Here is a 19,161-nt window from a genome sequence, read left to right on the forward strand (position 1 = left end):
GCGCAGCATTGTCATCTCGACCCCATGCAAACCAAAAATGTCTCGATTCGATCCATCTGCGTCTATTGTGGCTCCCAGCCCGGACGAGATCCGTCCTATATGGAAGCAGGTCGCGCGCTCGGCAAATCCATCGCTGATCATGGCCTCAGGCTGGTCTACGGCGGCGGCACCAAAGGCATCATGGGAGCGGTTGCTTCCGGCGTGCTGTCGAATGGTGGCCGAGTCACCGGCATTATACCAGAATTCCTGATGGACAAGGAGGCTTCCAAGCATTCGCTGGGATCGCTGACCGAACTGGTGGTCACCCAGGACATGCACCAGCGTAAGCATCGCATGTTCCAGGAAGCCGACGCCTTCGTCACCTTGCCCGGCGGTATTGGTACGCTCGAAGAGATCGTTGAGATCATGACCTGGGCGCAACTTGGCCGTCACCGCAAGCCGATGGTGTTTGCCAATATCAAGAATTTCTGGCAGCCGATGCTGGAGCTCCTGGAGCACATGACCAGCGAGGGATTCATCCACACGTCCCATCTCGTCAAGCCGATGGTTATCGATGATGTCGAGGCGATCGTGCCCGAGATCATCAAGGCCGGCATGGTTGACGACGGCGACGAAGCCGTGATCGCCCGGCTTTAACCCCCACCTTCTATTTATCGGACCTGCCGATGCGCCGCAGCATCGGCAACGAATAGACCACCAGTGCTGCCCAGATGAAGCAGAAGGCAACCAGCTTCGACGTGCCGAACGGCTCGTGGAACACGAACACGGCAATGCCGAACACCATGGTCGGCGCGATATATTGCATGATGCCGATCGTCGATAGCTTCAGCAGCTTTGCGCCATTGGCATAGATCATCAACGGCACGGCTGTGGCGATACCACTGAAAATCAAGAGGCCCATGTCGCTCCATCCGTCGCCATGGAAGAAATGGCCTGCGCCCGTGGCTTCGAGATAGATGATGTAAGCCAGAGCCGGCAGCGCCAGGATCAGCACCTCGAGAAAGAAGCCCTGGTTGGGGCCGATCGGCAAGGTCTTGCGGAAATAGGCATAAAAGCCCCAGCTCAAGGCAAGGCCGAGCGAGATCCACGGAAGACCGCCAGCTTCATAGGCGAGGATTGCCACCGCGATTGCCGCCAATCCAATGGCGATGACTTGTGGTACTTTCAGCCGTTCACCAAGCAGCAGCGCGCCGATGACGACCGAAATCAGCGGATTGATATAGTAGCCGAGCGCGCCTTCCAGCGCGTGGTTGGAGCCGATGGCATAGACATAGATCGACCAGTTGACGGTCACGAAGGCTGCCGTGATGCAGGCCATGCCGAGCATCGACGGCGTCTTGATCGCCTTGCGCACCTCGGAGGTGCGGCCGATGACAACAAGCACGGCGCCGGCAATCGGCAGCGACCAGATGATCCGGTGGGCGACGACTTCGAAGGCGGGGATGTGTGCGACTTGATGAAGATAGAGGGGCAGCACACCCCAGAGCAGGTACGCCGCCAGTGCGAAGAGGAAGCCGGGCAGCGTGTCTTCATTCGAAACCACGGGCTTTGCCGCTGAATCCGTCGTTGCCATGGTAAGCTCCTCCGCGTTGGCAGCGGTTTATTTTACCTGCTGGTCGGCGACCAATTCATTCCCGTGATGGCATTATCAATATTTCGAAAGAGACCGCTTACATTTGGTCAGCTGACTCGGCCGTGCTCGGCGAGATAGTCTAGCAGCGCCCGGACGCGGGCCGGCAACGGTCCGCCCTGCCCGACATAGACGGCATGAAACGCCTCGATCTCTGAGACGAACATGTCAGGCAGCACTTCGACCAGCCGTCCGGCGTCAAGATCGGCGCGGACGGTGAAGGCCGCCAGGCGCGCCATGCCGACGCCGCCAATCGCCAGATAACGCAGCGCCTCGCCATCGCTTGCCAGCACCCTGCCCTTGGTCGAGATGTCGGAGACCTTGCCGTCCTCCGCCATCCGCCAACTCTCCGAGGCCCGAACATAGCAAAAGCCGAGACGGTGATGCTTCTCCATGTCGGCGACCGTCCGCGGCGTGCCGCAGCGCTCCAAGTATCCCGGCGAGGCGACGATCATCAGCCGTGTGTCGCCGAGTTTGCGGGCCACCAGCGTCGAGCTTGCCAGCGGGCCGGCACGGATGGCGATGTCGGCGCGCTCGGCAAGCAGGTCCACCACCTTGTCGGTCTGGGAGATGTCGATGGAGATGCCGGCATAGCGCGCAAGGAATTCACCCAGCACAGGCGCGAGAATATGCGTGCCATAAGCAGCTGATGTATTGATGCGGATGCGGCCTTGGGGCTTGTCGGCAGAAGCCGCGCTCTGCTCGGCCTCCTCGATATCGGAGAGGATGCGCAAGGCACGCTCGTGGAAGGCTGCGCCCTCGGGCGTCAGCAACAGCTTGCGCGTCGTGCGATTGACCAGCCGCGTGCCAAGCCGCGCCTCAAGCCGCCCCACCAGTTTGCTGACGGCAGACGGCGTCATCCGCAGCTCGCGGGCCGCGGCTGAAAATCCGCCGCGCTCGATCACGCGGACAAACACTTCCATCTCGCCGGACCGGTTGATATCGATGCGTGCCATACTGTGAATTCAACTCACAAATGCTTTTACTTTGGTCATTCTAGTTCACAAGCCAAACGCTGTCTATCTCAGAGACACCAACTCACTCTGGAAAGACGCCGCAATGCCTCTCGCTCTCTATGCTCTTACCGCCGGTGCCTTCGGGATCGGCGTTACCGAATTCGTCATCATGGGCTTGCTGCTCGATGTCAGCCAGGATTTGCGCGTCTCCATCGCCGCCGCTGGCCTGCTGATATCGGGCTATGCGCTCGGCGTCGTGGTCGGCGCGCCAGTGCTGACCGCGCTCACGAGCCGCTGGCCGCGCAAGACGGTGCTGATCGGCCTGATGGCCATCTTCGTCGCCGGCAATCTTGCCTGTGCGCTCGCACCGACCTATGACCTGCTGATGGCGGCGCGCCTGCTGACGGCGCTGGCGCATGGCACCTTCTTCGGTGTCGGCTCGGTGGTTGCCACCGGCCTCGTCGCGCCCGAGAAGAAAGCCTCGGCGATCGCCGTGATGTTTACCGGCCTGACCGTTGCCAACATTCTCGGCGTGCCGATCGGTACGTGGCTTGGCCAGCAGTTCGGCTGGCGCATGACCTTCTGGGCGGTTACCGCCGTCGGCCTGCTCGCTCTGGTGATCATTGCGGCCCTGGTGCCGAAGGACAGGGCAAAGCCTGAAGCCAGCGATTGGCGCGCCGACCTCAAGGCCATGGGCCGCCGCCCGGTGCTGCTTGGCCTGTTGATGACCGTCCTTGGTTATGCCGGTGTTTTCGCGGTCTTTACCTACATTGCTCCGGCGCTGACCGAGATTACCGGCTTTTCCGATGCCGCCGTATCGCCGATCCTGCTTGTGTTCGGTGGTGGGCTGGTGCTCGGCAATCTGGTGGGCGGCAAGCTCGCCGACCGCAACCTGATCCGCGCCGTGTTCGGCACGCTGGTCGCGCTGACAATCACTCTGGGCCTGATGACCTTTGCGCTCAACGACAAGATCGCCGCGATCATCTTTGCTGGCCTGCTGGGTGCCACAGCCTTTGCCACCGTCGCACCGCTACAGGTCTGGGTGTTGCAAAAGGCAGAAGGCGCCGGCCAGAGCCTTGCCTCGAGCCTCAATATCGCCGCCTTCAATCTCGGCAACGCCATTGGCGCCTGGGCTGGCGGCATGACCATCGATCACGGTCCCGGCCTTGCCTACACGCCGCTGGTGGCCGCCGCCTTCCCGCTCACGGCTATCATCGTCTCTGCCTTTGCCATCCGACTGGATGCGCGCCAACCGACAGCCCGCGTCGCAGCCGCCTGAACTCTCCTGCACGAACTCGAAAGGAAACTCCCATGGAATATCGTCAACTCGGAAAATCCGGCCTCAGGATTCCGGTCCTCAGCTTCGGCGCCGGCACCTTCGGCGGCTCCGGCCCATTGTTCGGCCACTGGGGAACGTCTGACGCTACAGAAGCACGCCGCCTCGTCGACATCTGCCTTGAGGCCGGCGTCAACCTCTTCGATACCGCTGATGTCTATTCCAACGGCGCATCTGAAGAAGTCCTCGGCGAAGCGATCAAGGGCCGACGCGGCGACGTGCTGATCTCGACTAAGACCTCGCTGCCGATGGGTAACGGGCCAAATGATTGGGGCTCGTCCCACTCGCGGCTGATCAAATCGACAGAAGACGCGCTGACGCGTCTTGGCACAGACTATATCGATCTCCTGCAATTGCATGCCTTCGATGCCCATACCCCGGTCGAGGAAGTGCTCTCGACCCTCGACCAGCTCGTGCGGTCCGGCAAGATCCGCTATATCGGCGTCTCCAACTTCGCCGGCTGGCAGATCATGAAGTCGCTGGCCGTCGCCGACAAGCACGGTTATCCGCGCTATGTCGCCAACCAGGTCTATTACTCGCTCGCCGGCCGCGACTATGAGTGGGACCTGATGCCGCTCGGTGCCGACCAGGGACTAGGCGCGCTCGTCTGGAGTCCGCTCGGCTGGGGACGGCTTACGGGCAAAATCCGCCGCGGCCAGAAGATGCCGGACAACAGCCGCCTGCACGAGACGGCCGACTTCGGCCCGCCCGTTGACGACGAGAAGCTCTACGGTATCGTCGATGCGCTGGATGAGGTCGCGGAGGAAACCGGCAAGACCGTTCCACAGATCGCCCTGAACTGGCTGACCACACGACCGACCGTCTCATCGGTGATCATCGGCGCCCGTAACGAAGAACAGCTGCGCCAGAATCTCGGTGCCATCGGCTGGACGCTGACCTCGGAGCAGATCGCCAAGCTCGACAAGGCCAGCGCCACCACCGCGCCTTACCCGCATTTCCCTTATCACAGGCAGGAAGGTTTTGCGCGGCTGAACCCGCCGCTGGTTTGAGAACATGGGAGGGAGCACGGCTCCCTCCCCAAAAGCCTGCAAATATCAGCAGTTGAGGCACCGAATTGGGCTTTGCATTGATGCCGGTTCCAAGTATTGTGCACCGCAATTGTTGCTCGGAAAGGCTTTATCGATGTTCAAATATGCGCTTTTGGTTGGAGTGGCGATGCCGGCTTTCGCTTTTGCGGCTGACTACAGCACGAGCACCAGCGGGCGCGGCTGCCGCATCGACCAGGGCGGCAATCGCTACTGCATCGAATCGCCGATCGAGAAGCGCTACACCGATTGCGACGCCGGCGTCGATTGCCATCACATGCAGAGCGGCCAGCACTACAGCCAGCAGTCCCCGACGCTTTCGAGCATATCGGAGAACTGAGACGCGGCGGTGGTCGCCTTCTGAGCGATCACGATACCTATTCAGGCAGCGTTGCGCGTAACTTCCAATTTGACCGCAAGGCCTGCGACCGATGCCAAATTCATCAGGGCATCGAGACTGAACTTGTCGATACGGCCGCGCAACAGGTCGTTCATACGCGGTTGGGTGATGCGAAGTCGAGCAGCGGCTTCAACTTGGGTCAATCCCCAGCTTTCAACAGACGCTTGAATAGCAACTAGAAGCTCCGATCTGGCCTTCATGTTTGCGGCTTCAACCGATGTGTCTTCAATAGCATCCCAAATGCTTTCAAAATTCAATTCGGTCATGCCCTTATTCCTCGCATCAGTTCTTTAAACCGCGCTGTGGCAATCTCAACATCCGATCGCGATGTCGCCTGAGATTTTTTCGCAAACGCATGCAACACATAGACCCGGTCAGCGAGAGCGGCGAGATAGATTACGCGAAATGCGCCGTTGACATCGCGTACCCGTATTTCCCGAACACCCGGTCCGATGGTTTTCATCGGCTTCCAGTCGTTCGGATCCAGTCCATTTTGAAGCCTGTCGATTTGAAAACCGACCTGCCGACGCGCGCCCACTGGAAAATCACGAATTTCATCGAGAGAATTTCCTAGAAAGGACACCAGCTTCATACAAAATATATCCGTTTCGATATAAATGCAACTCGACCGAATGAAGAACTAAGCTCACTCCGCGGCGATCTGCCCCGCCTGATCGCGGTTCTTCATCAGCTTGTAGACGATGGAATCCATCAGTGCCTGGAACGAGGCGTCGATGACATTGTCGGAGACGCCGACGGTCCACCAGCGGGCGCCGGTGGCATCGGTGGATTCGATCAACACGCGGGTGACTGCCGCGGTGCTGCCGTTTAGGATACGAACCTTGAAGTCGGCGAGTTCGAGATCGGCGATCTCGGTCTGGAATTTGCCGAGATCCTTGCGCAGTGCAATGTCAAGCGCATTGACCGGGCCGTGCATGCTCTCGGCCACCGACATGATCGGCTCACCGTCGATCTTCACCTTTACAACAGCCTCGGAGACGGTTTTCAACTGGCCATTGGCGTCAAAGCGTCGTTCGACCATGACCCGGAATCCTTCCACCTCGAAGAATGTGGGCACCGAGCCGAGGATGCGGCGCGCCAGCATCTCGAAGCTCGCATCGGCCCCTTCATAGGCATAGCCCGAGGCCTCGCGTTCCTTGACGACGCTGATCAGTTGATCAAGCTTCGGATCGTCCTTGGAAACCACGATGCCGCGGCGCTTGAGTGCATTGATGAAGTTGGACTTGCCGCCCTGGTCCGACACCATGACCTTGCGCAGATTGCCCACCGTTTCCGGCGGCACATGTTCATAGGTGCGCGGATCCTTGAGCAGCGCGGAGGCGTGGATGCCTGCCTTGGTCGCGAAAGCCGAAGCGCCGACATAAGGCGACTGGTGATCGGGTGAACGGTTGAGCATCTCGTCGAAGGCGTGACTGAGTGTGGTCAGCCCCTGCAGTTTATCCGCATCGATCGCCGTCTCGAAACGCGAATTGAAAGCCGGCTTCAGCACCAGCGTCGGGATGATCGTCACCAGATTGGCGTTGCCGCAGCGCTCGCCGATGCCATTCAGCGTGCCCTGCACCTGCCGGACGCCCGCCTCGATCGCGGCCAGCGAATTGGCGACCGCCTGCCCCGTGTCGTTGTGGGCATGGATGCCGAGATGGTCGCCCGGCACGCCCGAAGCGATGACGGCAGCAACGATTTCCCTGACCTCGGAGGGCTGGGTGCCGCCGTTGGTGTCGCACAGCACCACCCAGCGGGCGCCCGCGTCATAGGCCGTCCTGGCGCAGGCCAGCGCATAGTCTCTGTTGTTCTTGAAGCCGTCGAAGAAATGCTCGCAATCGATCATCGCTTCCTTACCGGCTTCGATCGTGGCTTTCACCGACTGTTCGATGGATTCGAGATTTTCCTCGTTGGTGCAGCCGAGCGCCACCTTGACGTGGTAGTCCCAGCTCTTGGCAACAAGACAGATCGCGTCGGATTTCGCTTGCAAAAGCAGCGACATGCCGGGATCATTTGAGACGGAGATTCCGGCGCGCTTGGTCATGCCGAACGCGACAAAGGAAGCACGTCCGGTGCGCTTCTTCTCGAAGAAAGCGGTGTCCGTGGGATTGGCGCCGGGATAGCCGCCCTCGACATAGTCGATGCCGAACTGATCGAGCATGTTGGCAATGGCGATCTTGTCCTCGACCGAAAAGTCCACTCCGGGCGTCTGCTGCCCGTCGCGCAGGGTCGTGTCGAAGAGGTAGATGCGTTCCTTGGACATTACAGTGTTTCCGTCGTGATGGGCCTTCAGCCCTTATCGTTTACCCGCATATTGGTCCGTCGCCCGTATCAGCGCATCAAGAATGCCGGGCTCGGAATAGGCGTGCCCTGCCCCCTCGATCAGTTTGAACTCGGCCTTCGGCCAGGCCTTGTGTAGAGCCCACGCATATTTTGCCGGGCATGGCATGTCATAGCGGCCATGGACGATGGTGCCGGGAATATCGGCCAGCTTGCCGGCATCGCGCAGCAATTGGCCCTCGTCCATCCAGCCGGCATGGACGAAGAAATGGTTCTCGATACGGGCAAAGGCCAGTGCGAAATCGTCCTCGCCGAACTTGTCCGATGTTTCGGGCTCCGGCAGCAGGGTGATTGTCTGGCCTTCCCAAAGGCTCCAGGCGCGGGCTGCCTCGATCTGAGCATTGCGGTCAGCGCCGGTCAGGCGGCGGCGATAGGCGGCCATCATCTCGTGGCGTTCGCCAGCCGGAATGGGTGCGAGGAAATTCTCCCATTTGTCGGGAAACATTTCCGAGACACCGAACTGATAATACCAGTCGAGTTCAGGCGTGGTGAGCGTGTAGATGCCGCGCACGACGAGTTCGCTGACATGCTGCGGATAGGCTTCGGCATAGGCCAGCGCCAATGTCGAACCCCAGGAGCCGCCGAAAACCTGCCACCTGTCGACGCCGATCATGTCACGCAGACGCTCGATATCGGCGACCAGGTGCCAGGTCGTGTTGTTGTCGAGCGAGGCATTCGGCGTCGACTTGCCGCAACCGCGCTGGTCGAACAGAACGACTTCGTAAAGCTTGGGATCGAACAACTGGCGATGCTTGGCCGAAAAGCCGCCGCCCGGTCCGCCATGCAGGAAGACTGCCGGCTTGGCATCCTTGGTACCTGAGCGCTCCCAATAGATGCTGTGGCCGTCGCCAGTGTCGAGGAAACCGGTTTCGAACGGTTCGATCTCGGGATAGAGGCCTCTCAGCTCGGTCATTGATGTTCCTCCGGCGGCCAGGATTTGGTGTCGTGGTCGGGATGCTGGTGGTTGGTGACGCGGATGGCCTGGAAACGGCTGTGCTCTTCCTCGCTCACGTCGCTGCTCTCGGGCGCGCGAAGATTGGGCAGTTCATCGAACCACGGCATATGGGCGTAAATATCGGACTGCCAGGTGGGCTTGACGAGATCGGGCCGGTCAAGCGAACCAAGCACGATTTCGACCGTCTTGCCGCCTATCGTCTTGTAGAATAGCGGCGTGCCGCATTGCTGGCAGAAGCCACGCTCGACGATCTCGGACGACTTGAACCAGCTCGGGTCGCCGCGGGTGACCGTCAGCTGCGCGTCACTGACAGAACCCAGCGGCATGAAATAATTGCCCGCCGCCTTCTGGCACATGCGGCAATGGCAGATATGGGCATTGGACGGGATGCGCTCGGCGCGATAGCGCACCGCGCCGCACTGGCAACCGCCTGAAAATGTGGCAGTGCTTGATGTCATACACCTTCCTCCCTCGGGCGCCAATGCTGAGGCTCCTTGGCCTCTTTCGGCGTCCATCGCTCGGTATCGTGGTCCGGATGCTGGTAGCTCTCGATATCGGTCAGGAACGGCGCGGCCTCGAGATCGTCCATCGTGTCGTGGCCGGGCAGCTCGTGCAGATGGTCGACATAGCCGATCTTCGCCTCGATGCCGAATTGCACGACCGGCGGCAGGCGGCCGGGCTCATCGAAAGCACCGATCGCCAGACCGATGCCATCAGGCGCTTCATAGCTCAGCGGCGTGCCGCAATTGCCACAGAAGCCGCGCAGCACATAATTGGACGACCGAAACATTTTCGGCGCGCCCCGCGTCCAAGCGAATTTCGCCTCACCGACGGAGACCAGCGGCGCATAGAAATTGCCGAACGCCTTCTGACACATGCGGCAATGACAGATCGACGGATTGTCCGGCTTTCCCTCAAGCCGGAAACGCACGGCACCGCATTGGCACCCGCCGGTGTAGATGTCATTGGTCATGTCTCGTCCTCGGGCCATTTCGCCGTATCATGATCGGGATGCTGGTAGCTCTCGATGGAATCGAAGAAGGACTGGTAGGGCTCACCCTCGATAACGGGCTTGTCGAACAGCCGCTCGATCCAGGGCAGGCGCTGCGAATGATTGACCTGCACCTGCGGTTCGAGTTTTGCAGGATGATCAAAGGCACCGATGGCCAGTTCCAGGCCGCCGGGATGGCGGTAGGCGAGCGGCGTGCCGCAGCGCTGGCAGAAGCCGCGATGCACCTTGTTGGAGGATTTGTACCAAGTGGGCGCGCCGCGCGACCAATGCAGATGCGCCTGATCAGCGCTAACGAGCGGGCCGAAGAAGCCGCCGAAGGCCTTTTGGCACATGCGGCAATGGCAGATCGACGGACGGCCCAATTTGCCGGCGGTATATCGCACGGCGCCGCATTGGCAGCCGCCGGACATGGGTTCATTCGGCATCCGCGCCCTCCCTCTCGATCCAGTTCTCGACCTTCAGACCTTCGACACGTGAAAATTCGCGGATGTTGTCCGTGACCAGGGTCAATCCGAGCGACCGGGCGTGGGCTGCGATGAAGAGGTCGTTCGGCCCTATCGGTCTACCCGAAACATGAAGCGCATGACGAATCTTGGCATAATGCACCGACGCATTATCGTCGTACGGAAGAATTTCCATCCGCGACATCATACTCTCGACGAGCCGAGCAAGCCGCTCCGACCCGCGTTTCAAATATCCGAAGCGAAGCTCGGATGCCACGATCGAGCTGATGGAAATCACCGAAGTCCCGACACGACTTACATTTTGCTGAACCGCTCCGTCAGGCGCGCGAATCAAGTCCGATACCGCATTGGTATCCAGCATAAACCTCAACGTACTCATAGTTCGACATCATCCAGGGGTAACAGCCCCTCATCGACATCCGGGAACTCCTCATCCCACGGCTCAATGGTCTTGAGCCATTCGAGAAGGTCTGACTTCTTGTTCACCGGCTCGATGATCAGCCGATCACCCTCCTTGGTGATCTTGACCTCATCGCCGGCAAACTCGAACTCCACGGGAATGCGAATGGCGCGATTGCGGCCATTCTTAAAGACCTTCGCGTGCTTTACCATTCCCATGTCTGCCTCCCTCATTCGTAAGCATATGCCTGAGCATATGCCCGCACGACATAAAGCGCAATCACCGCTTTACCTCCCAGGTGGTCACGCGCTCGCCCGTCGCGGGATCCTTGCCGTCCTTGAGCTGGATGCCCTTGGCGAGAAGATCGTCACGGATCTTGTCGGCTTCGGCGAAGTTTTTGGATTTGAGGAGTTCGAGGCGTTGATTCACCGCATTTACCACACCGCCCGAGTCAATCGCGCCGGACTGAAGCCACTCGGCGGGATCCAGTTTTAACAGCCCTAGAAGTTGAGCAGACGCCAATGCGGTGGCTGAGTTATCTCCGTCATAAAAATCCCAACCCACGCGTGCTCCGGCGCGCATCGCTCCAGCTCTACTTGCCGAAAACATTCCATAAAGCTCATCAATAGCCGTCTTTGTACTCAGATCATCAGCCAAGCTATATATCGTCTGCACGGAAGGTTGCGAGGGAGTTAGAGGCCAGACTTCTGCCAGCATTCTGTACCAGCGGGTTAGGAGAGTCTCAGCTTCCTCAAGCCTTTTTACACTGAAATCAATAGGCTCCTTATAGTCTGTCATCAGCATCGCCAGCCGCAACACCTCGCCCGGCCATTTCCGCCCACCGAACTTATCCGTATGCAGCAGCTCATAAATCGTGACGAAGTTGCCCTCGGACTTCGACATCTTGCGGCCTTCGACCTGCACGAAACCGTTGTGCATCCAGACATTGGCCATGACGTCGGTGCCGTGGGCGCAGCGCGACTGGGCGATCTCGTTTTCATGGTGCGGGAAGATCAGATCCAGTCCGCCGCCATGGATATCGAAGACATCGCCGAGATAGCGACCGGCCATCGCCGAGCATTCGATATGCCAGCCGGGACGGCCGAAGATCGGCGTTGTCGCGCCTTCGAATGTGAAGGTTCCGGGCCAGCCGGGCTGATCGGGAGCCGATTCCTTCCACAGCACGAAGTCGCCGGGGCTTTTCTTGTGGGCCTCGACGGCGACGCGGGCGCCGGCCTGCTGGTCCTCGAGCTTGCGCTTGGAGAGTTGGCCATAATCCGCCATCGAGCCGGTGGCGAACAGCACTTCCCTGCCCTCACCGCCTGTCGCGACATAGGCGTGGCCCTTGTGAAGCAACTGCTGGATGATCTCGACCATCTCGGCGATGTATTCGGTGGCGCGTGGCTGCACCGTGGGCTCCAGGCAACCGAGCGCTGTCACATCGTCGCGGTATTGCTTCTCGGTCTTCTCCGTCACCAGCCGGATTGCGGCGTTGAGATCCATGCCGGGAAAATCGCGGAGTGCACGCGCGTTGATCTTGTCGTCGAGGTCGGTGATGTTGCGGACGTACTTTACGTGGGCGTCGCCATAAACATGCCTGAGCAGCCGAAACAGCACATCGAAGACAATGGCCGGACGCGCATTACCTATATGGGCGAAATCATAGACCGTGGGGCCGCAGACATACATGCGGACATTGCTGGGATCGATCGGTGCAAACGGCGCTTTTTCGCGCGTCAGGGTGTTGTAGAGCTTCAGAACAGGCGCATCGGCCATAGATCTCTCCCAATGCCAAGCCAGAAAACGGGATAGGCCGCTAAACACATCTAGCCCGGCTAAATCATTTAGCTCAGCCAAATGCATCTGGCCGGGCTGGCCGGGGCGTTTTGAGCTCTTGTTATGTCAGGAGACGAAAACGGCCGGGCCAGCGATGTGCTAGCGAATAATCTTCCGGCAAATGCAAATTATCGTTTTCATGGCGTCCTTATCGCGCTTTCCACGATTTGGGTCAAGGTGGGGTGTGTTACTTCGGTGACAGAATTCTGCGAACAGAGCGCTATGCTCATGTCAGGCTCGAAGATGCGTCTGATCGCCTTGATATCGTCCCAATCCGATGGGCATAAAAAGGCTTACGCCGATCTTCATAACATGGTTGAGGGAATGACATGCAAAAGATTGAAAACAGTAAACAAAGCCTTAACGACCTTTTGGCGCATTACCGTCCGCTGGGACCGCGCCACTTGCTCGCCGCAGCGCTGATGCTGCAGGCCGGCAAGGATGCCAAGGAAGCCGAGCAGAAGGCAAAATCCGCCGCTCCCGCCGTCGCCGCCTGAGGCTATAGCAACCGATGAATGAGGCTGATGGCGAGTGCCGCCATCACCACGCCGATGATCACGTCAAGAACCCGCCAAGCTGCGGGTTTGGCGAAGACCGGCTCCAGCAGGCGCGCGCCGTAACCCAGCGCGAAGAACCACACGAAGGAAGCCGCCGCGGCGCCCGCCCCATAGGCAATGCGCGCGGCACCTTCGTAGCCCGCCGACAGGCTGCCCAGCAGCACCACAGTATCCAGATAGACATGCGGATTGAGGAAGGTGAAGGCGAGGCAGGCTGCAGCAGCGGCTCCGAGCCGACCATCACTCGTCTCCGCCACCTTCATCGCCGCCGGGTGCACCGCCCTGCCGAATGCGATAGCCGCATAGGCCGCCAGGAAGATCGCGCCGCCGATCGTCACTGCTTCGATCAGCACCGGCGACTGTGAAACCAACGTTCCCAAGCCACCGACGCCGAGTGCAATCAGGATCGCATCCGATGACGCGCAGATCAGGCAGAGCACGAAGACATGCTTGCGCAACAGCCCCTGCCGCAGGATGAAGGCATTTTGCGCGCCGATGGCGATGATAAGGGAAGCTCCGAGCAGGAAGCCGGAGAGGGAAGCATTGAAAATGGGGGGCATTAAGGATTCTTGTCTTTCAACCAGTTGGAAGGTTGTCTCCTGCCATGGGCGACCGCCACGACATAGACGCCATAGTCTGCGGGCTCATAGACAACTACATATTGTCCCTCAATGAGAATCCTCGCCCTCACGCTCAGTGCAGGCCGCTTCGACCCCAAGTCAGGATGAAAGGCGGCCGACCGAATTTTGTCACGGATGCGTTGCAGCAGCGCATCCGCCGCCATCTCATTGTGTTCCGCGATATAGGTCCAGATTTTTTCGAGGTCGCGAATGGCTTTGGGAGAAAGGCGATATTCAGCCCGCGGCATGTTTGGCGGCTTTAAAGCTGACGATCAAGTCGTCAATATCGACCGCTACAGGCTCGCCGCTTGCAAGCCCCGCCTCATATTCGGCTTTCAGGAATTCACCGTCCAACATTTCGGCGGCGTTCCGCTCCTCCCAAACACGCAACGCGGCCAGAATGACCTCGTCCCGGGAGGCATATTCCCCCGATTCTACGAGTTCGTTCAGCCGCTCCATCTGGTCGGCAGGCAGGGTTACCAGCAGGGAATTCGGATCAGCGTGTTTCATCATCGCTTTCTACCATCTTGGTCGGGCTATTTCAACGAAACGACGTCTACGCTACTCAGTCAATCCCCCAAACGCCTTGACCAAGCCAGCCATTGCCGGCGCATCAACCGAGTTCTCCCCACCCAGCCCCGTCATCACGCCGATACGATCGTCGACCGGGCGATTCTGGCTGACTTTCCACTTGCCTTCGATCGAAGAGATCTCGATCTCAAGCCCGACAATGCCCTTGAGCTGGGCACTGACGAAGCTCTCGGGCGCATCGTCCACCGCCCACGGCTTTTCGCGGTTTCCCTCGTGGATCTGCGTCAGCTCGCGAACCTGCACACCCAGCCACTCCGCATCCTCATGAACCGTCACCTGTCCACGCACCTGCACGATTGCGTAGTTCCAGGTCGGCACGACTTTGCCGGTCTCCTGCTTGGTCTTGTACCAGGAGGGCGTCACATAGGCGTCCGGGCCCTGGAAGATGACCAATGCCCTGCCCGTCTCGGCCAGCTTTTTCCATTGCGGGTTGGCGCGCGCCACGTGACACTTCAGCACGCCCTTTTCGCCACGCGTCTCATCCAGCAGGACAGGCACGACATTCGCCTCGGGCTCGCCATCCGGGCCGACGCAAATCAGCGTTGCCAGCGGATGGCTGCGCATCAGTGTATGCAGTACGTCAAGGCGTTCTTCGCGAAAAAGCGGCGGCTGGTACATCGGTCTTCCTTAAAACAAACTCATCTGCCCGCTTTCAGGGGGCTTCTTCTTCGGCGGTGCCTTGGGCAAGCGCACGATCTGGACGCGATCTTGCAATTCCGGGCCCATATTGGCAACCTTATTGACGAGATCCGAGACCGGGATGACCTCGAACATGTCTTCGTCGGGTGTCTTCATCAGGTCGGCGACGTCGCGCGGCTCCTGCGTCTTGCAATCGAGCCAGCGCTCGAAATCTTCCGGCGCGATGACCACCGGCATGCGGTCGTGGATCGGCATGAAGGCAGGATTGGAATCCACCGTGAGGATGGCGCCAGTATCGACTTCCGAGCCATCCGGCGACGACCACGTTTCCATCAGACCGGCAAAGGCCACCAGTCCGCCACGCTTGGGCCGCACCCAATAGGCCTGCGATTTCTCGTCGCTTCCCTTCGGTGGCCGGTGCCATTCGTAAAACCCTGATGCCGGGATCAGCACGCGCCGGTGCCGCATGGCCGCTTTGAACGAGGCCTTGCCGATCGCAGTTTCCGAACGGGCATTGATCAGCAGGGTAAAAGCTGCGGGGTCCTTCACCCAGGATGGCCACAGGCCCCAGCGGACGAGCAAAGCGCGCCTTGTCGGCAGGTTGGAGCCTCTCGGCCCTTTCTCGCCTTCGACGACGACAAGAATCGGCTGCGTCGGGGCAATGTTGTAGCGCGCAGCCAGTTCATGAATGCCCTCGACACCGAGTTCATTCATGACGGCTTCGGTTGTCGCGGTCAGGGCAAAGCGTCCACACATGGATTTTATTTGGCATTGCGATACCTATACGTCAATGTTCAGAGATTGATTCAGGGCTGCTTGCATGACCATCGAACTCGCTTCCTCCGCCATCCTGATCCGCCAGGGTCGCATTCTGCTGATCCGACGCAAGAACCCGCCTTCGTTCGATATGTTCGCCTTTCCGGGCGGGCGGGCTGAACCGGGCGAGTCGCCGGAGCAGACGGCGCTCCGCGAATTCGAAGAGGAGACAGGCATTACTGCGCATTCGCCAAAGCTGTTCGCCTTCTACGATCTGCAATCGGAAAATCCCGGCCGGCATTTTCATCTCAGCGTGTTTCTGGTCGAGGCGGATGCTGAGGCGATTGCCGAGGCCCGCGACGATGCCGCCGATGCCGGCTGGCATACGCCCGAGGAGATTCGGCGCCTCAACATTCCCGACAGCGTGCGCGAATGCGTCGATCGCATAGAGATCGAAATGCTTGTCGGCGGTTTGCCCGATGTGCAGGCGTCTGTTAATTGAGATCCATGTCCTTTCGTGTCCTGACCCTCATCCTTCTGGCCTTGGCGACGCTCCTCAATGGAGCCACGGCTTCGCTTGGCGCTGAAAAGCAGAAAAAGGAAGAGAAAGCCGCCGAAGAATCGCCGCCGCCTGCAGTGGTAGAAAAGCCCGCACCCTATGACGAACGGCTGCTGCGGATGGCCGAAATTCTCGGATCGGTGCATTATCTGCGCAATCTCTGCAACGGCAAGGAGGCCGAGTGGCGGCAGCTGATGTCGGATCTGTTGGCCGAGGAGACTCGCAACGAACCGAAACGGGCTGCGGCGTTTACGGCAGGCTTCAATCGCGGCTACCGCTCATTTGCCGCGACCTATACCAAGTGCACGCCGCAGGCGGTGGCGGCGGAAGAGAAATATCGTGCCGAAGGTGCAACACTTGCCACAGAAATTACCGCCCGCTTTGGAAATTAAGCATTTTTTTACCTCTTTTCATTGCACCCCGTGCCGAATTGGGAAAACCTTGCTATGGGTATTAACGGACCGGTAATGATTGGCCCGACGCAAGGAATTTCGTGATGCAAACAAGCCTCAAAGAAATCGACGAGATGATCGTCCACGAAAAGATGCAGGCTGCCTGGGAAAGCCAGACCGAGGCTTGGGCTGAAGGCCGTGCAGACGGCATAGAGCCGGAAATCATTGCTGAAGCCGCGATTTCCTTCGCCATGCAGGAAACGATTCGCCTGCTCGGCGAACAGGGTGCAGAAAAGCTGCTCGAAAGCCTGCGCGAGCGCATTCTCTCAGGAGAATTCTCGCCCAACAGGACGATTCAGTAAGAGGAATATTAGTGATGCCTGGCAAGAGGTTCATTTCCTCTAACCGCCACCCGTTTCCGGCGCTCGCCGCCGCCATCGTTCTGGCTTTGACTTTAATCGCGTCGCCGCATTCAGCCTTCGCACTCACCGACCTCAAGAAATCTCCCGATGCGCAGGCCCTCAAGGACGAGGCTGACAAAGCTGATCCCTCGAAGGAGCCGGACGCCGAGGACGAAGAAGGCATGGATGACGCAAAGCAGGGCATCCCGATGCCCGATTCGCTGATCAAGAAGCCTGGCGACAAAGCCGACGATACCAGCAACAAGGCTGACGAACCGGCAAAGCCCGCCGAGATCATTCTCGACCTGTCGACCCTGCCGGAACCGGTGAAGAAGCTGCGCGTGGCGATTGTCGAGGCGGCCGCCTCCGGCGATATCGAGCGGCTGCGGCCGCTGATGTCTTCGGGCGAGGACCAGACCCAGGTTTCGATCGGCGAAGCGCCGGAAGATCCCATTGCTGCGCTCAAGAGCCTGTCCGGCGATGGCGAAGGACGCGAGATTCTGGCGATCCTGCTCGATATCATCTCGACCGGAGCGGCGCGCGTCGATGCCGGCACCGAGGACGAGACCTATGTCTGGCCATACTTTGCCGAGAAGAAGCTCGATTCGCTGACGCCGCCGGAAATCGTCGAACTCTACCGCATCGTCACCGCGTCCGACGTCTCCGACATGAAGGAATTCGGCAGCTACAATTTCTACCGTATCGGCATCACGCCGGCCGGCAAGTGGAAATTCTTCGTCGCGGGCGACTGACGCATCGCCTCGGCTCTTGTCGAGGCGACCTTCCGGGATTACCTCTGAGCGAACAACAGGAATCGCCAGATATGCCCGTCGTCACGATTGAAAACCGCAGTTTCATCACTGTTTCCGGCGAGGATGCCGTCGATCTGCTGCAAAGCCTGATCACCACCGATCTCGCCCTCGTTCAACCCGGCGAGGCTTGGCCCGGTGCGCTGCTGACACCGCAGGGCAAGATCCTGTTTGAATTCCTGGTCAGCCGCACCGATGACGGCCTGCTGCTGGAGACCACGGCAGAGAATGCCGATCCGCTGATCAAACGCCTGACACTTTACCGTCTGCGCGCCAAGGTGACGTTCGGAAAAGGCGAGCAAACCTCGGTCGCCGTTGCCTGGGAGGCTCCCCGGCCTGATGGCAGCCTGCAAGACATGCGTTTCGCCAAAGCCGGAATCGTGCTTTATCGCTCGGCCGGTGCTTCGGGCGATGCAGATTTCGCCGCCTATGAGGCGCTCCGCCATATCAACGGTATCTCCGGCGGCGGCGAGGATGGCGCGCTCACCGATTATTTTCCGCATGACCTGCTGATGGACAGGAATGGTGGCCTGTCCTTCAAGAAGGGCTGCTATATCGGCCAGGAAGTCGTCTCGCGCATGCAGCACCGGTCAACCGCCCGGCGCAGGCTAGTGTCGATAACCGCAGACGCCTTGCCGGCGGCGGGCGAAGCAATCCTTGCCGGCGGCCGCGAAATCGGCACGCTGCTGTCATCGAGCGGCAAGACCGGGCTGGCCGTCATTCGCATCGACAAGGCTGGCGCTGCGTTGGCCGACGGCACGGCGATCACGGCGGGCGACAGCAAGATACATCCACTGCTGCCGAGCTGGACCGGGCTGGATTTCCCCGTGGAAGCTGACGAAGCAGCCTCATGAGCAGCTCTCGTGATGTTAGGGCCTGGCAGAGAATGCTCTCCGGCCGTCGGCTGGATCTGCTCGATCCCTCGCCTGTCGATGTCGAACTTTCCGACATTGCCCATGGGCTGGCACGGGTCGCCCGCTGGAATGGCCAGACGCATGGCGACCATGCCTTTTCCGTCGCCCAGCATTGCCTCGTCGTCGAAGAGATCTTTCGTCGTCACAACCCCGATGCGCCAGCTGCCGATTGGCAGATGGCGCTTTTGCATGACGCACCTGAATATGTGATCGGCGACATGATCTCGCCATTCAAGGCCGTGGTCGGCGGCGGCTACAAGTCGGTGGAAAAGCGGCTCGAGGCCGCCATCCACCTGCGTTTCGGCCTGCCGCCACATCCGTCGGCCACGCTGAAGGCAGCGATCAAGAAAGCCGACCAGATCGCCGCCTATTTCGAGGCAACGGAACTTGCCGGCTTCACCGAAGCGGAGGCACGCAAATTCTTCGGGCAACCGCGCGGCATCACATCAGACATGCTGGCGATCGCGCCAATGCCCGCGATGGATGCACAGGCGCGGTTTGCCGAACGGTTTCATGCGATCGAGGGGATGCGGAAATGATGAACC

28 protein-coding genes are annotated in these 19,161 nt (G+C 59.8%); 11 read left to right on the forward strand and 17 right to left on the reverse strand.

Translation table 11 applies throughout. The annotated features are described in order from the left end of the window. The first annotated feature begins 24 nt into the window (after positions 1 to 24). Complete coding sequence (locus ACXHRN_RS15270) at positions 25 to 636, forward strand: LOG family protein (RefSeq protein WP_488637162.1); 612 nt, start codon at positions 25 to 27, stop codon at positions 634 to 636. A 10-nt stretch (positions 637 to 646) separates the two neighbouring features. Here ACXHRN_RS15270 and rarD read toward each other — a convergent pair whose 3' ends face one another. Continuing rightward, positions 647 to 1,573 (reverse strand): EamA family transporter RarD, encoded by a 927-nt coding sequence (gene rarD / locus ACXHRN_RS15275; RefSeq protein ID WP_488637163.1) that lies wholly within the window; start codon positions 1,571 to 1,573, stop codon positions 647 to 649. A gap of 107 nt (positions 1,574 to 1,680) precedes the next feature. Continuing rightward, positions 1,681 to 2,586, reverse strand: a complete 906-nt coding sequence (locus ACXHRN_RS15280) for a LysR family transcriptional regulator (protein WP_488637164.1) — start codon at positions 2,584 to 2,586, stop codon at positions 1,681 to 1,683. A gap of 103 nt (positions 2,587 to 2,689) precedes the next feature. Here ACXHRN_RS15280 and ACXHRN_RS15285 point away from each other — a divergent pair, with 103 nt between their 5' ends. From ACXHRN_RS15285 to ACXHRN_RS15295, 3 genes are all read left to right on the forward strand, one after another. Continuing rightward, positions 2,690 to 3,865 carry an MFS transporter gene (locus tag ACXHRN_RS15285; RefSeq protein ID WP_488637165.1) on the forward strand — a complete coding sequence of 392 codons (1,176 nt, stop codon included), beginning with the start codon at positions 2,690 to 2,692 and terminating at the stop codon, positions 3,863 to 3,865. A gap of 32 nt (positions 3,866 to 3,897) precedes the next feature. Then, positions 3,898 to 4,932: an aldo/keto reductase gene (locus ACXHRN_RS15290; RefSeq protein ID WP_488637166.1), complete on the forward strand. Its 1,035-nt coding sequence runs from the start codon at positions 3,898 to 3,900 to the stop codon at positions 4,930 to 4,932. 166 nt (positions 4,933 to 5,098) lie between these two features. After that, on the forward strand, positions 5,099 to 5,308 hold the full coding sequence (locus ACXHRN_RS15295; protein ID WP_488637167.1) for a hypothetical protein: 210 nt from the start codon (positions 5,099 to 5,101) through the stop codon (positions 5,306 to 5,308). Between the two features lie 41 nt (positions 5,309 to 5,349). On the opposite strand, the gene ACXHRN_RS15300 is transcribed toward ACXHRN_RS15295, so the two are convergent. From ACXHRN_RS15300 to cysS, 10 genes are all read right to left on the reverse strand, one after another. Next, positions 5,350 to 5,634, reverse strand: coding sequence for a helix-turn-helix domain-containing protein (locus ACXHRN_RS15300; protein WP_488637168.1), 285 nt, complete (start codon positions 5,632 to 5,634; stop codon positions 5,350 to 5,352). After that, a complete protein-coding gene (locus tag ACXHRN_RS15305) occupies positions 5,631 to 5,960 on the reverse strand; it encodes a type II toxin-antitoxin system RelE/ParE family toxin (protein ID WP_488637169.1) in 330 nt (109 codons plus the stop codon). The genes ACXHRN_RS15300 and ACXHRN_RS15305 overlap by 4 nt, the downstream gene beginning before the upstream one ends. 54 nt (positions 5,961 to 6,014) lie before the next feature. Next, positions 6,015 to 7,634: a citramalate synthase gene (gene cimA, locus ACXHRN_RS15310; RefSeq protein WP_488637170.1), complete on the reverse strand. Its 1,620-nt coding sequence runs from the start codon at positions 7,632 to 7,634 to the stop codon at positions 6,015 to 6,017. A gap of 33 nt (positions 7,635 to 7,667) precedes the next feature. Next, positions 7,668 to 8,624: a prolyl aminopeptidase gene (gene pip / locus ACXHRN_RS15315; RefSeq protein WP_488637171.1), complete on the reverse strand. Its 957-nt coding sequence runs from the start codon at positions 8,622 to 8,624 to the stop codon at positions 7,668 to 7,670. After that, positions 8,621 to 9,124 (reverse strand): GFA family protein, encoded by a 504-nt coding sequence (locus tag ACXHRN_RS15320; protein WP_488637172.1) that lies wholly within the window; start codon positions 9,122 to 9,124, stop codon positions 8,621 to 8,623. The genes pip and ACXHRN_RS15320 overlap by 4 nt, the downstream gene beginning before the upstream one ends. After that, complete coding sequence (locus ACXHRN_RS15325; protein WP_488637173.1) at positions 9,121 to 9,639, reverse strand: GFA family protein; 519 nt, start codon at positions 9,637 to 9,639, stop codon at positions 9,121 to 9,123. Before ACXHRN_RS15325 ends, ACXHRN_RS15320 begins: the two co-directional genes overlap by 4 nt. Next, a complete protein-coding gene (locus tag ACXHRN_RS15330; protein ID WP_488637174.1) occupies positions 9,636 to 10,103 on the reverse strand; it encodes a GFA family protein in 468 nt (155 codons plus the stop codon). Before ACXHRN_RS15330 ends, ACXHRN_RS15325 begins: the two co-directional genes overlap by 4 nt. Then, complete coding sequence (locus ACXHRN_RS15335; RefSeq protein WP_488637175.1) at positions 10,093 to 10,503, reverse strand: PIN domain-containing protein; 411 nt, start codon at positions 10,501 to 10,503, stop codon at positions 10,093 to 10,095. Before ACXHRN_RS15335 ends, ACXHRN_RS15330 begins: the two co-directional genes overlap by 11 nt. Positions 10,504 to 10,517: 14 nt before the next feature. Further along, positions 10,518 to 10,760 carry an antitoxin gene (locus ACXHRN_RS15340; RefSeq protein WP_488637176.1) on the reverse strand — a complete coding sequence of 81 codons (243 nt, stop codon included), beginning with the start codon at positions 10,758 to 10,760 and terminating at the stop codon, positions 10,518 to 10,520. A gap of 61 nt (positions 10,761 to 10,821) precedes the next feature. Beyond that, positions 10,822 to 12,318 carry a cysteine--tRNA ligase gene (cysS, locus tag ACXHRN_RS15345; RefSeq protein WP_488637177.1) on the reverse strand — a complete coding sequence of 499 codons (1,497 nt, stop codon included), beginning with the start codon at positions 12,316 to 12,318 and terminating at the stop codon, positions 10,822 to 10,824. Positions 12,319 to 12,707: 389 nt separating this feature from the next. Between cysS and ACXHRN_RS15350 the strand changes: the two genes are divergently transcribed. Continuing rightward, positions 12,708 to 12,875, forward strand: a complete 168-nt coding sequence (locus ACXHRN_RS15350; RefSeq protein ID WP_488637178.1) for a hypothetical protein — start codon at positions 12,708 to 12,710, stop codon at positions 12,873 to 12,875. 2 nt (positions 12,876 to 12,877) lie between these two features. On the opposite strand, the gene ACXHRN_RS15355 is transcribed toward ACXHRN_RS15350, so the two are convergent. From ACXHRN_RS15355 to ACXHRN_RS15375, 5 genes are read right to left on the reverse strand one after another with little or no spacing between them, the layout of a single operon-like run. Then, positions 12,878 to 13,486 carry a LysE/ArgO family amino acid transporter gene (locus tag ACXHRN_RS15355; protein WP_488641918.1) on the reverse strand — a complete coding sequence of 203 codons (609 nt, stop codon included), beginning with the start codon at positions 13,484 to 13,486 and terminating at the stop codon, positions 12,878 to 12,880. Between the two features lie 8 nt (positions 13,487 to 13,494). Then, a complete protein-coding gene (locus tag ACXHRN_RS15360) occupies positions 13,495 to 13,803 on the reverse strand; it encodes a type II toxin-antitoxin system RelE/ParE family toxin (RefSeq protein ID WP_488637179.1) in 309 nt (102 codons plus the stop codon). Further along, complete coding sequence (locus tag ACXHRN_RS15365) at positions 13,790 to 14,068, reverse strand: ribbon-helix-helix domain-containing protein (RefSeq protein ID WP_488637180.1); 279 nt, start codon at positions 14,066 to 14,068, stop codon at positions 13,790 to 13,792. Before ACXHRN_RS15365 ends, ACXHRN_RS15360 begins: the two co-directional genes overlap by 14 nt. A gap of 48 nt (positions 14,069 to 14,116) precedes the next feature. After that, positions 14,117 to 14,764 (reverse strand): FMN-binding negative transcriptional regulator, encoded by a 648-nt coding sequence (locus ACXHRN_RS15370; protein ID WP_488637181.1) that lies wholly within the window; start codon positions 14,762 to 14,764, stop codon positions 14,117 to 14,119. A gap of 9 nt (positions 14,765 to 14,773) precedes the next feature. After that, on the reverse strand, positions 14,774 to 15,541 hold the full coding sequence (locus ACXHRN_RS15375; protein ID WP_488637182.1) for an SOS response-associated peptidase: 768 nt from the start codon (positions 15,539 to 15,541) through the stop codon (positions 14,774 to 14,776). A 64-nt stretch (positions 15,542 to 15,605) separates the two neighbouring features. Between ACXHRN_RS15375 and ACXHRN_RS15380 the strand changes: the two genes are divergently transcribed. From ACXHRN_RS15380 to ACXHRN_RS15405, 6 genes are all read left to right on the forward strand, one after another. Further along, positions 15,606 to 16,043 carry an NUDIX domain-containing protein gene (locus tag ACXHRN_RS15380; protein ID WP_488637183.1) on the forward strand — a complete coding sequence of 146 codons (438 nt, stop codon included), beginning with the start codon at positions 15,606 to 15,608 and terminating at the stop codon, positions 16,041 to 16,043. 5 nt (positions 16,044 to 16,048) lie between these two features. Continuing rightward, entirely contained in the window at positions 16,049 to 16,492 is a 444-nt protein-coding gene (locus ACXHRN_RS15385) for a TIGR02301 family protein (RefSeq protein ID WP_488637184.1), read from the forward strand. 104 nt (positions 16,493 to 16,596) lie between these two features. Continuing rightward, positions 16,597 to 16,854, forward strand: coding sequence for a hypothetical protein (locus tag ACXHRN_RS15390; protein WP_488637185.1), 258 nt, complete (start codon positions 16,597 to 16,599; stop codon positions 16,852 to 16,854). A 14-nt stretch (positions 16,855 to 16,868) separates the two neighbouring features. Continuing rightward, complete coding sequence (locus ACXHRN_RS15395) at positions 16,869 to 17,645, forward strand: hypothetical protein (protein ID WP_488637186.1); 777 nt, start codon at positions 16,869 to 16,871, stop codon at positions 17,643 to 17,645. 71 nt (positions 17,646 to 17,716) lie between these two features. Further along, positions 17,717 to 18,556, forward strand: coding sequence for a CAF17-like 4Fe-4S cluster assembly/insertion protein YgfZ (gene ygfZ / locus ACXHRN_RS15400; RefSeq protein ID WP_488637187.1), 840 nt, complete (start codon positions 17,717 to 17,719; stop codon positions 18,554 to 18,556). Then, on the forward strand, positions 18,553 to 19,155 hold the full coding sequence (locus tag ACXHRN_RS15405) for a YfbR-like 5'-deoxynucleotidase (protein ID WP_488637188.1): 603 nt from the start codon (positions 18,553 to 18,555) through the stop codon (positions 19,153 to 19,155). Before ygfZ ends, ACXHRN_RS15405 begins: the two co-directional genes overlap by 4 nt. The last annotated feature ends 6 nt before the right edge of the window (positions 19,156 to 19,161 follow it).

It is taken from the genome of Shinella sp. OV683 (assembly GCF_057787725.1).

Coding starts and splice junctions, on each gene's coding strand:
- ACXHRN_RS15270 (WP_488637162.1), top strand. CDS start 25: ATGCAAACCAAAAATGTCTCGATTCGATCCATCTGCGTCTATTGTGGC.
- rarD (WP_488637163.1), bottom strand. CDS start 1,573: ATGGCAACGACGGATTCAGCGGCAAAGCCCGTGGTTTCGAATGAAGAC.
- ACXHRN_RS15280 (WP_488637164.1), bottom strand. CDS start 2,586: ATGGCACGCATCGATATCAACCGGTCCGGCGAGATGGAAGTGTTTGTC.
- ACXHRN_RS15285 (WP_488637165.1), top strand. CDS start 2,690: ATGCCTCTCGCTCTCTATGCTCTTACCGCCGGTGCCTTCGGGATCGGC.
- ACXHRN_RS15290 (WP_488637166.1), top strand. CDS start 3,898: ATGGAATATCGTCAACTCGGAAAATCCGGCCTCAGGATTCCGGTCCTC.
- ACXHRN_RS15295 (WP_488637167.1), top strand. CDS start 5,099: ATGCCGGCTTTCGCTTTTGCGGCTGACTACAGCACGAGCACCAGCGGG.
- ACXHRN_RS15300 (WP_488637168.1), bottom strand. CDS start 5,634: ATGACCGAATTGAATTTTGAAAGCATTTGGGATGCTATTGAAGACACA.
- ACXHRN_RS15305 (WP_488637169.1), bottom strand. CDS start 5,960: ATGAAGCTGGTGTCCTTTCTAGGAAATTCTCTCGATGAAATTCGTGAT.
- cimA (WP_488637170.1), bottom strand. CDS start 7,634: ATGTCCAAGGAACGCATCTACCTCTTCGACACGACCCTGCGCGACGGG.
- pip (WP_488637171.1), bottom strand. CDS start 8,624: ATGACCGAGCTGAGAGGCCTCTATCCCGAGATCGAACCGTTCGAAACC.
- ACXHRN_RS15320 (WP_488637172.1), bottom strand. CDS start 9,124: ATGACATCAAGCACTGCCACATTTTCAGGCGGTTGCCAGTGCGGCGCG.
- ACXHRN_RS15325 (WP_488637173.1), bottom strand. CDS start 9,639: ATGACCAATGACATCTACACCGGCGGGTGCCAATGCGGTGCCGTGCGT.
- ACXHRN_RS15330 (WP_488637174.1), bottom strand. CDS start 10,103: ATGCCGAATGAACCCATGTCCGGCGGCTGCCAATGCGGCGCCGTGCGA.
- ACXHRN_RS15335 (WP_488637175.1), bottom strand. CDS start 10,503: ATGCTGGATACCAATGCGGTATCGGACTTGATTCGCGCGCCTGACGGA.
- ACXHRN_RS15340 (WP_488637176.1), bottom strand. CDS start 10,760: ATGGGAATGGTAAAGCACGCGAAGGTCTTTAAGAATGGCCGCAATCGC.
- cysS (WP_488637177.1), bottom strand. CDS start 12,318: ATGGCCGATGCGCCTGTTCTGAAGCTCTACAACACCCTGACGCGCGAA.
- ACXHRN_RS15350 (WP_488637178.1), top strand. CDS start 12,708: ATGCAAAAGATTGAAAACAGTAAACAAAGCCTTAACGACCTTTTGGCG.
- ACXHRN_RS15360 (WP_488637179.1), bottom strand. CDS start 13,803: ATGCCGCGGGCTGAATATCGCCTTTCTCCCAAAGCCATTCGCGACCTC.
- ACXHRN_RS15365 (WP_488637180.1), bottom strand. CDS start 14,068: ATGATGAAACACGCTGATCCGAATTCCCTGCTGGTAACCCTGCCTGCC.
- ACXHRN_RS15370 (WP_488637181.1), bottom strand. CDS start 14,764: ATGTACCAGCCGCCGCTTTTTCGCGAAGAACGCCTTGACGTACTGCAT.
- ACXHRN_RS15375 (WP_488637182.1), bottom strand. CDS start 15,541: ATGTGTGGACGCTTTGCCCTGACCGCGACAACCGAAGCCGTCATGAAT.
- ACXHRN_RS15380 (WP_488637183.1), top strand. CDS start 15,606: ATGACCATCGAACTCGCTTCCTCCGCCATCCTGATCCGCCAGGGTCGC.
- ACXHRN_RS15385 (WP_488637184.1), top strand. CDS start 16,049: ATGTCCTTTCGTGTCCTGACCCTCATCCTTCTGGCCTTGGCGACGCTC.
- ACXHRN_RS15390 (WP_488637185.1), top strand. CDS start 16,597: ATGCAAACAAGCCTCAAAGAAATCGACGAGATGATCGTCCACGAAAAG.
- ACXHRN_RS15395 (WP_488637186.1), top strand. CDS start 16,869: ATGCCTGGCAAGAGGTTCATTTCCTCTAACCGCCACCCGTTTCCGGCG.
- ygfZ (WP_488637187.1), top strand. CDS start 17,717: ATGCCCGTCGTCACGATTGAAAACCGCAGTTTCATCACTGTTTCCGGC.
- ACXHRN_RS15405 (WP_488637188.1), top strand. CDS start 18,553: ATGAGCAGCTCTCGTGATGTTAGGGCCTGGCAGAGAATGCTCTCCGGC.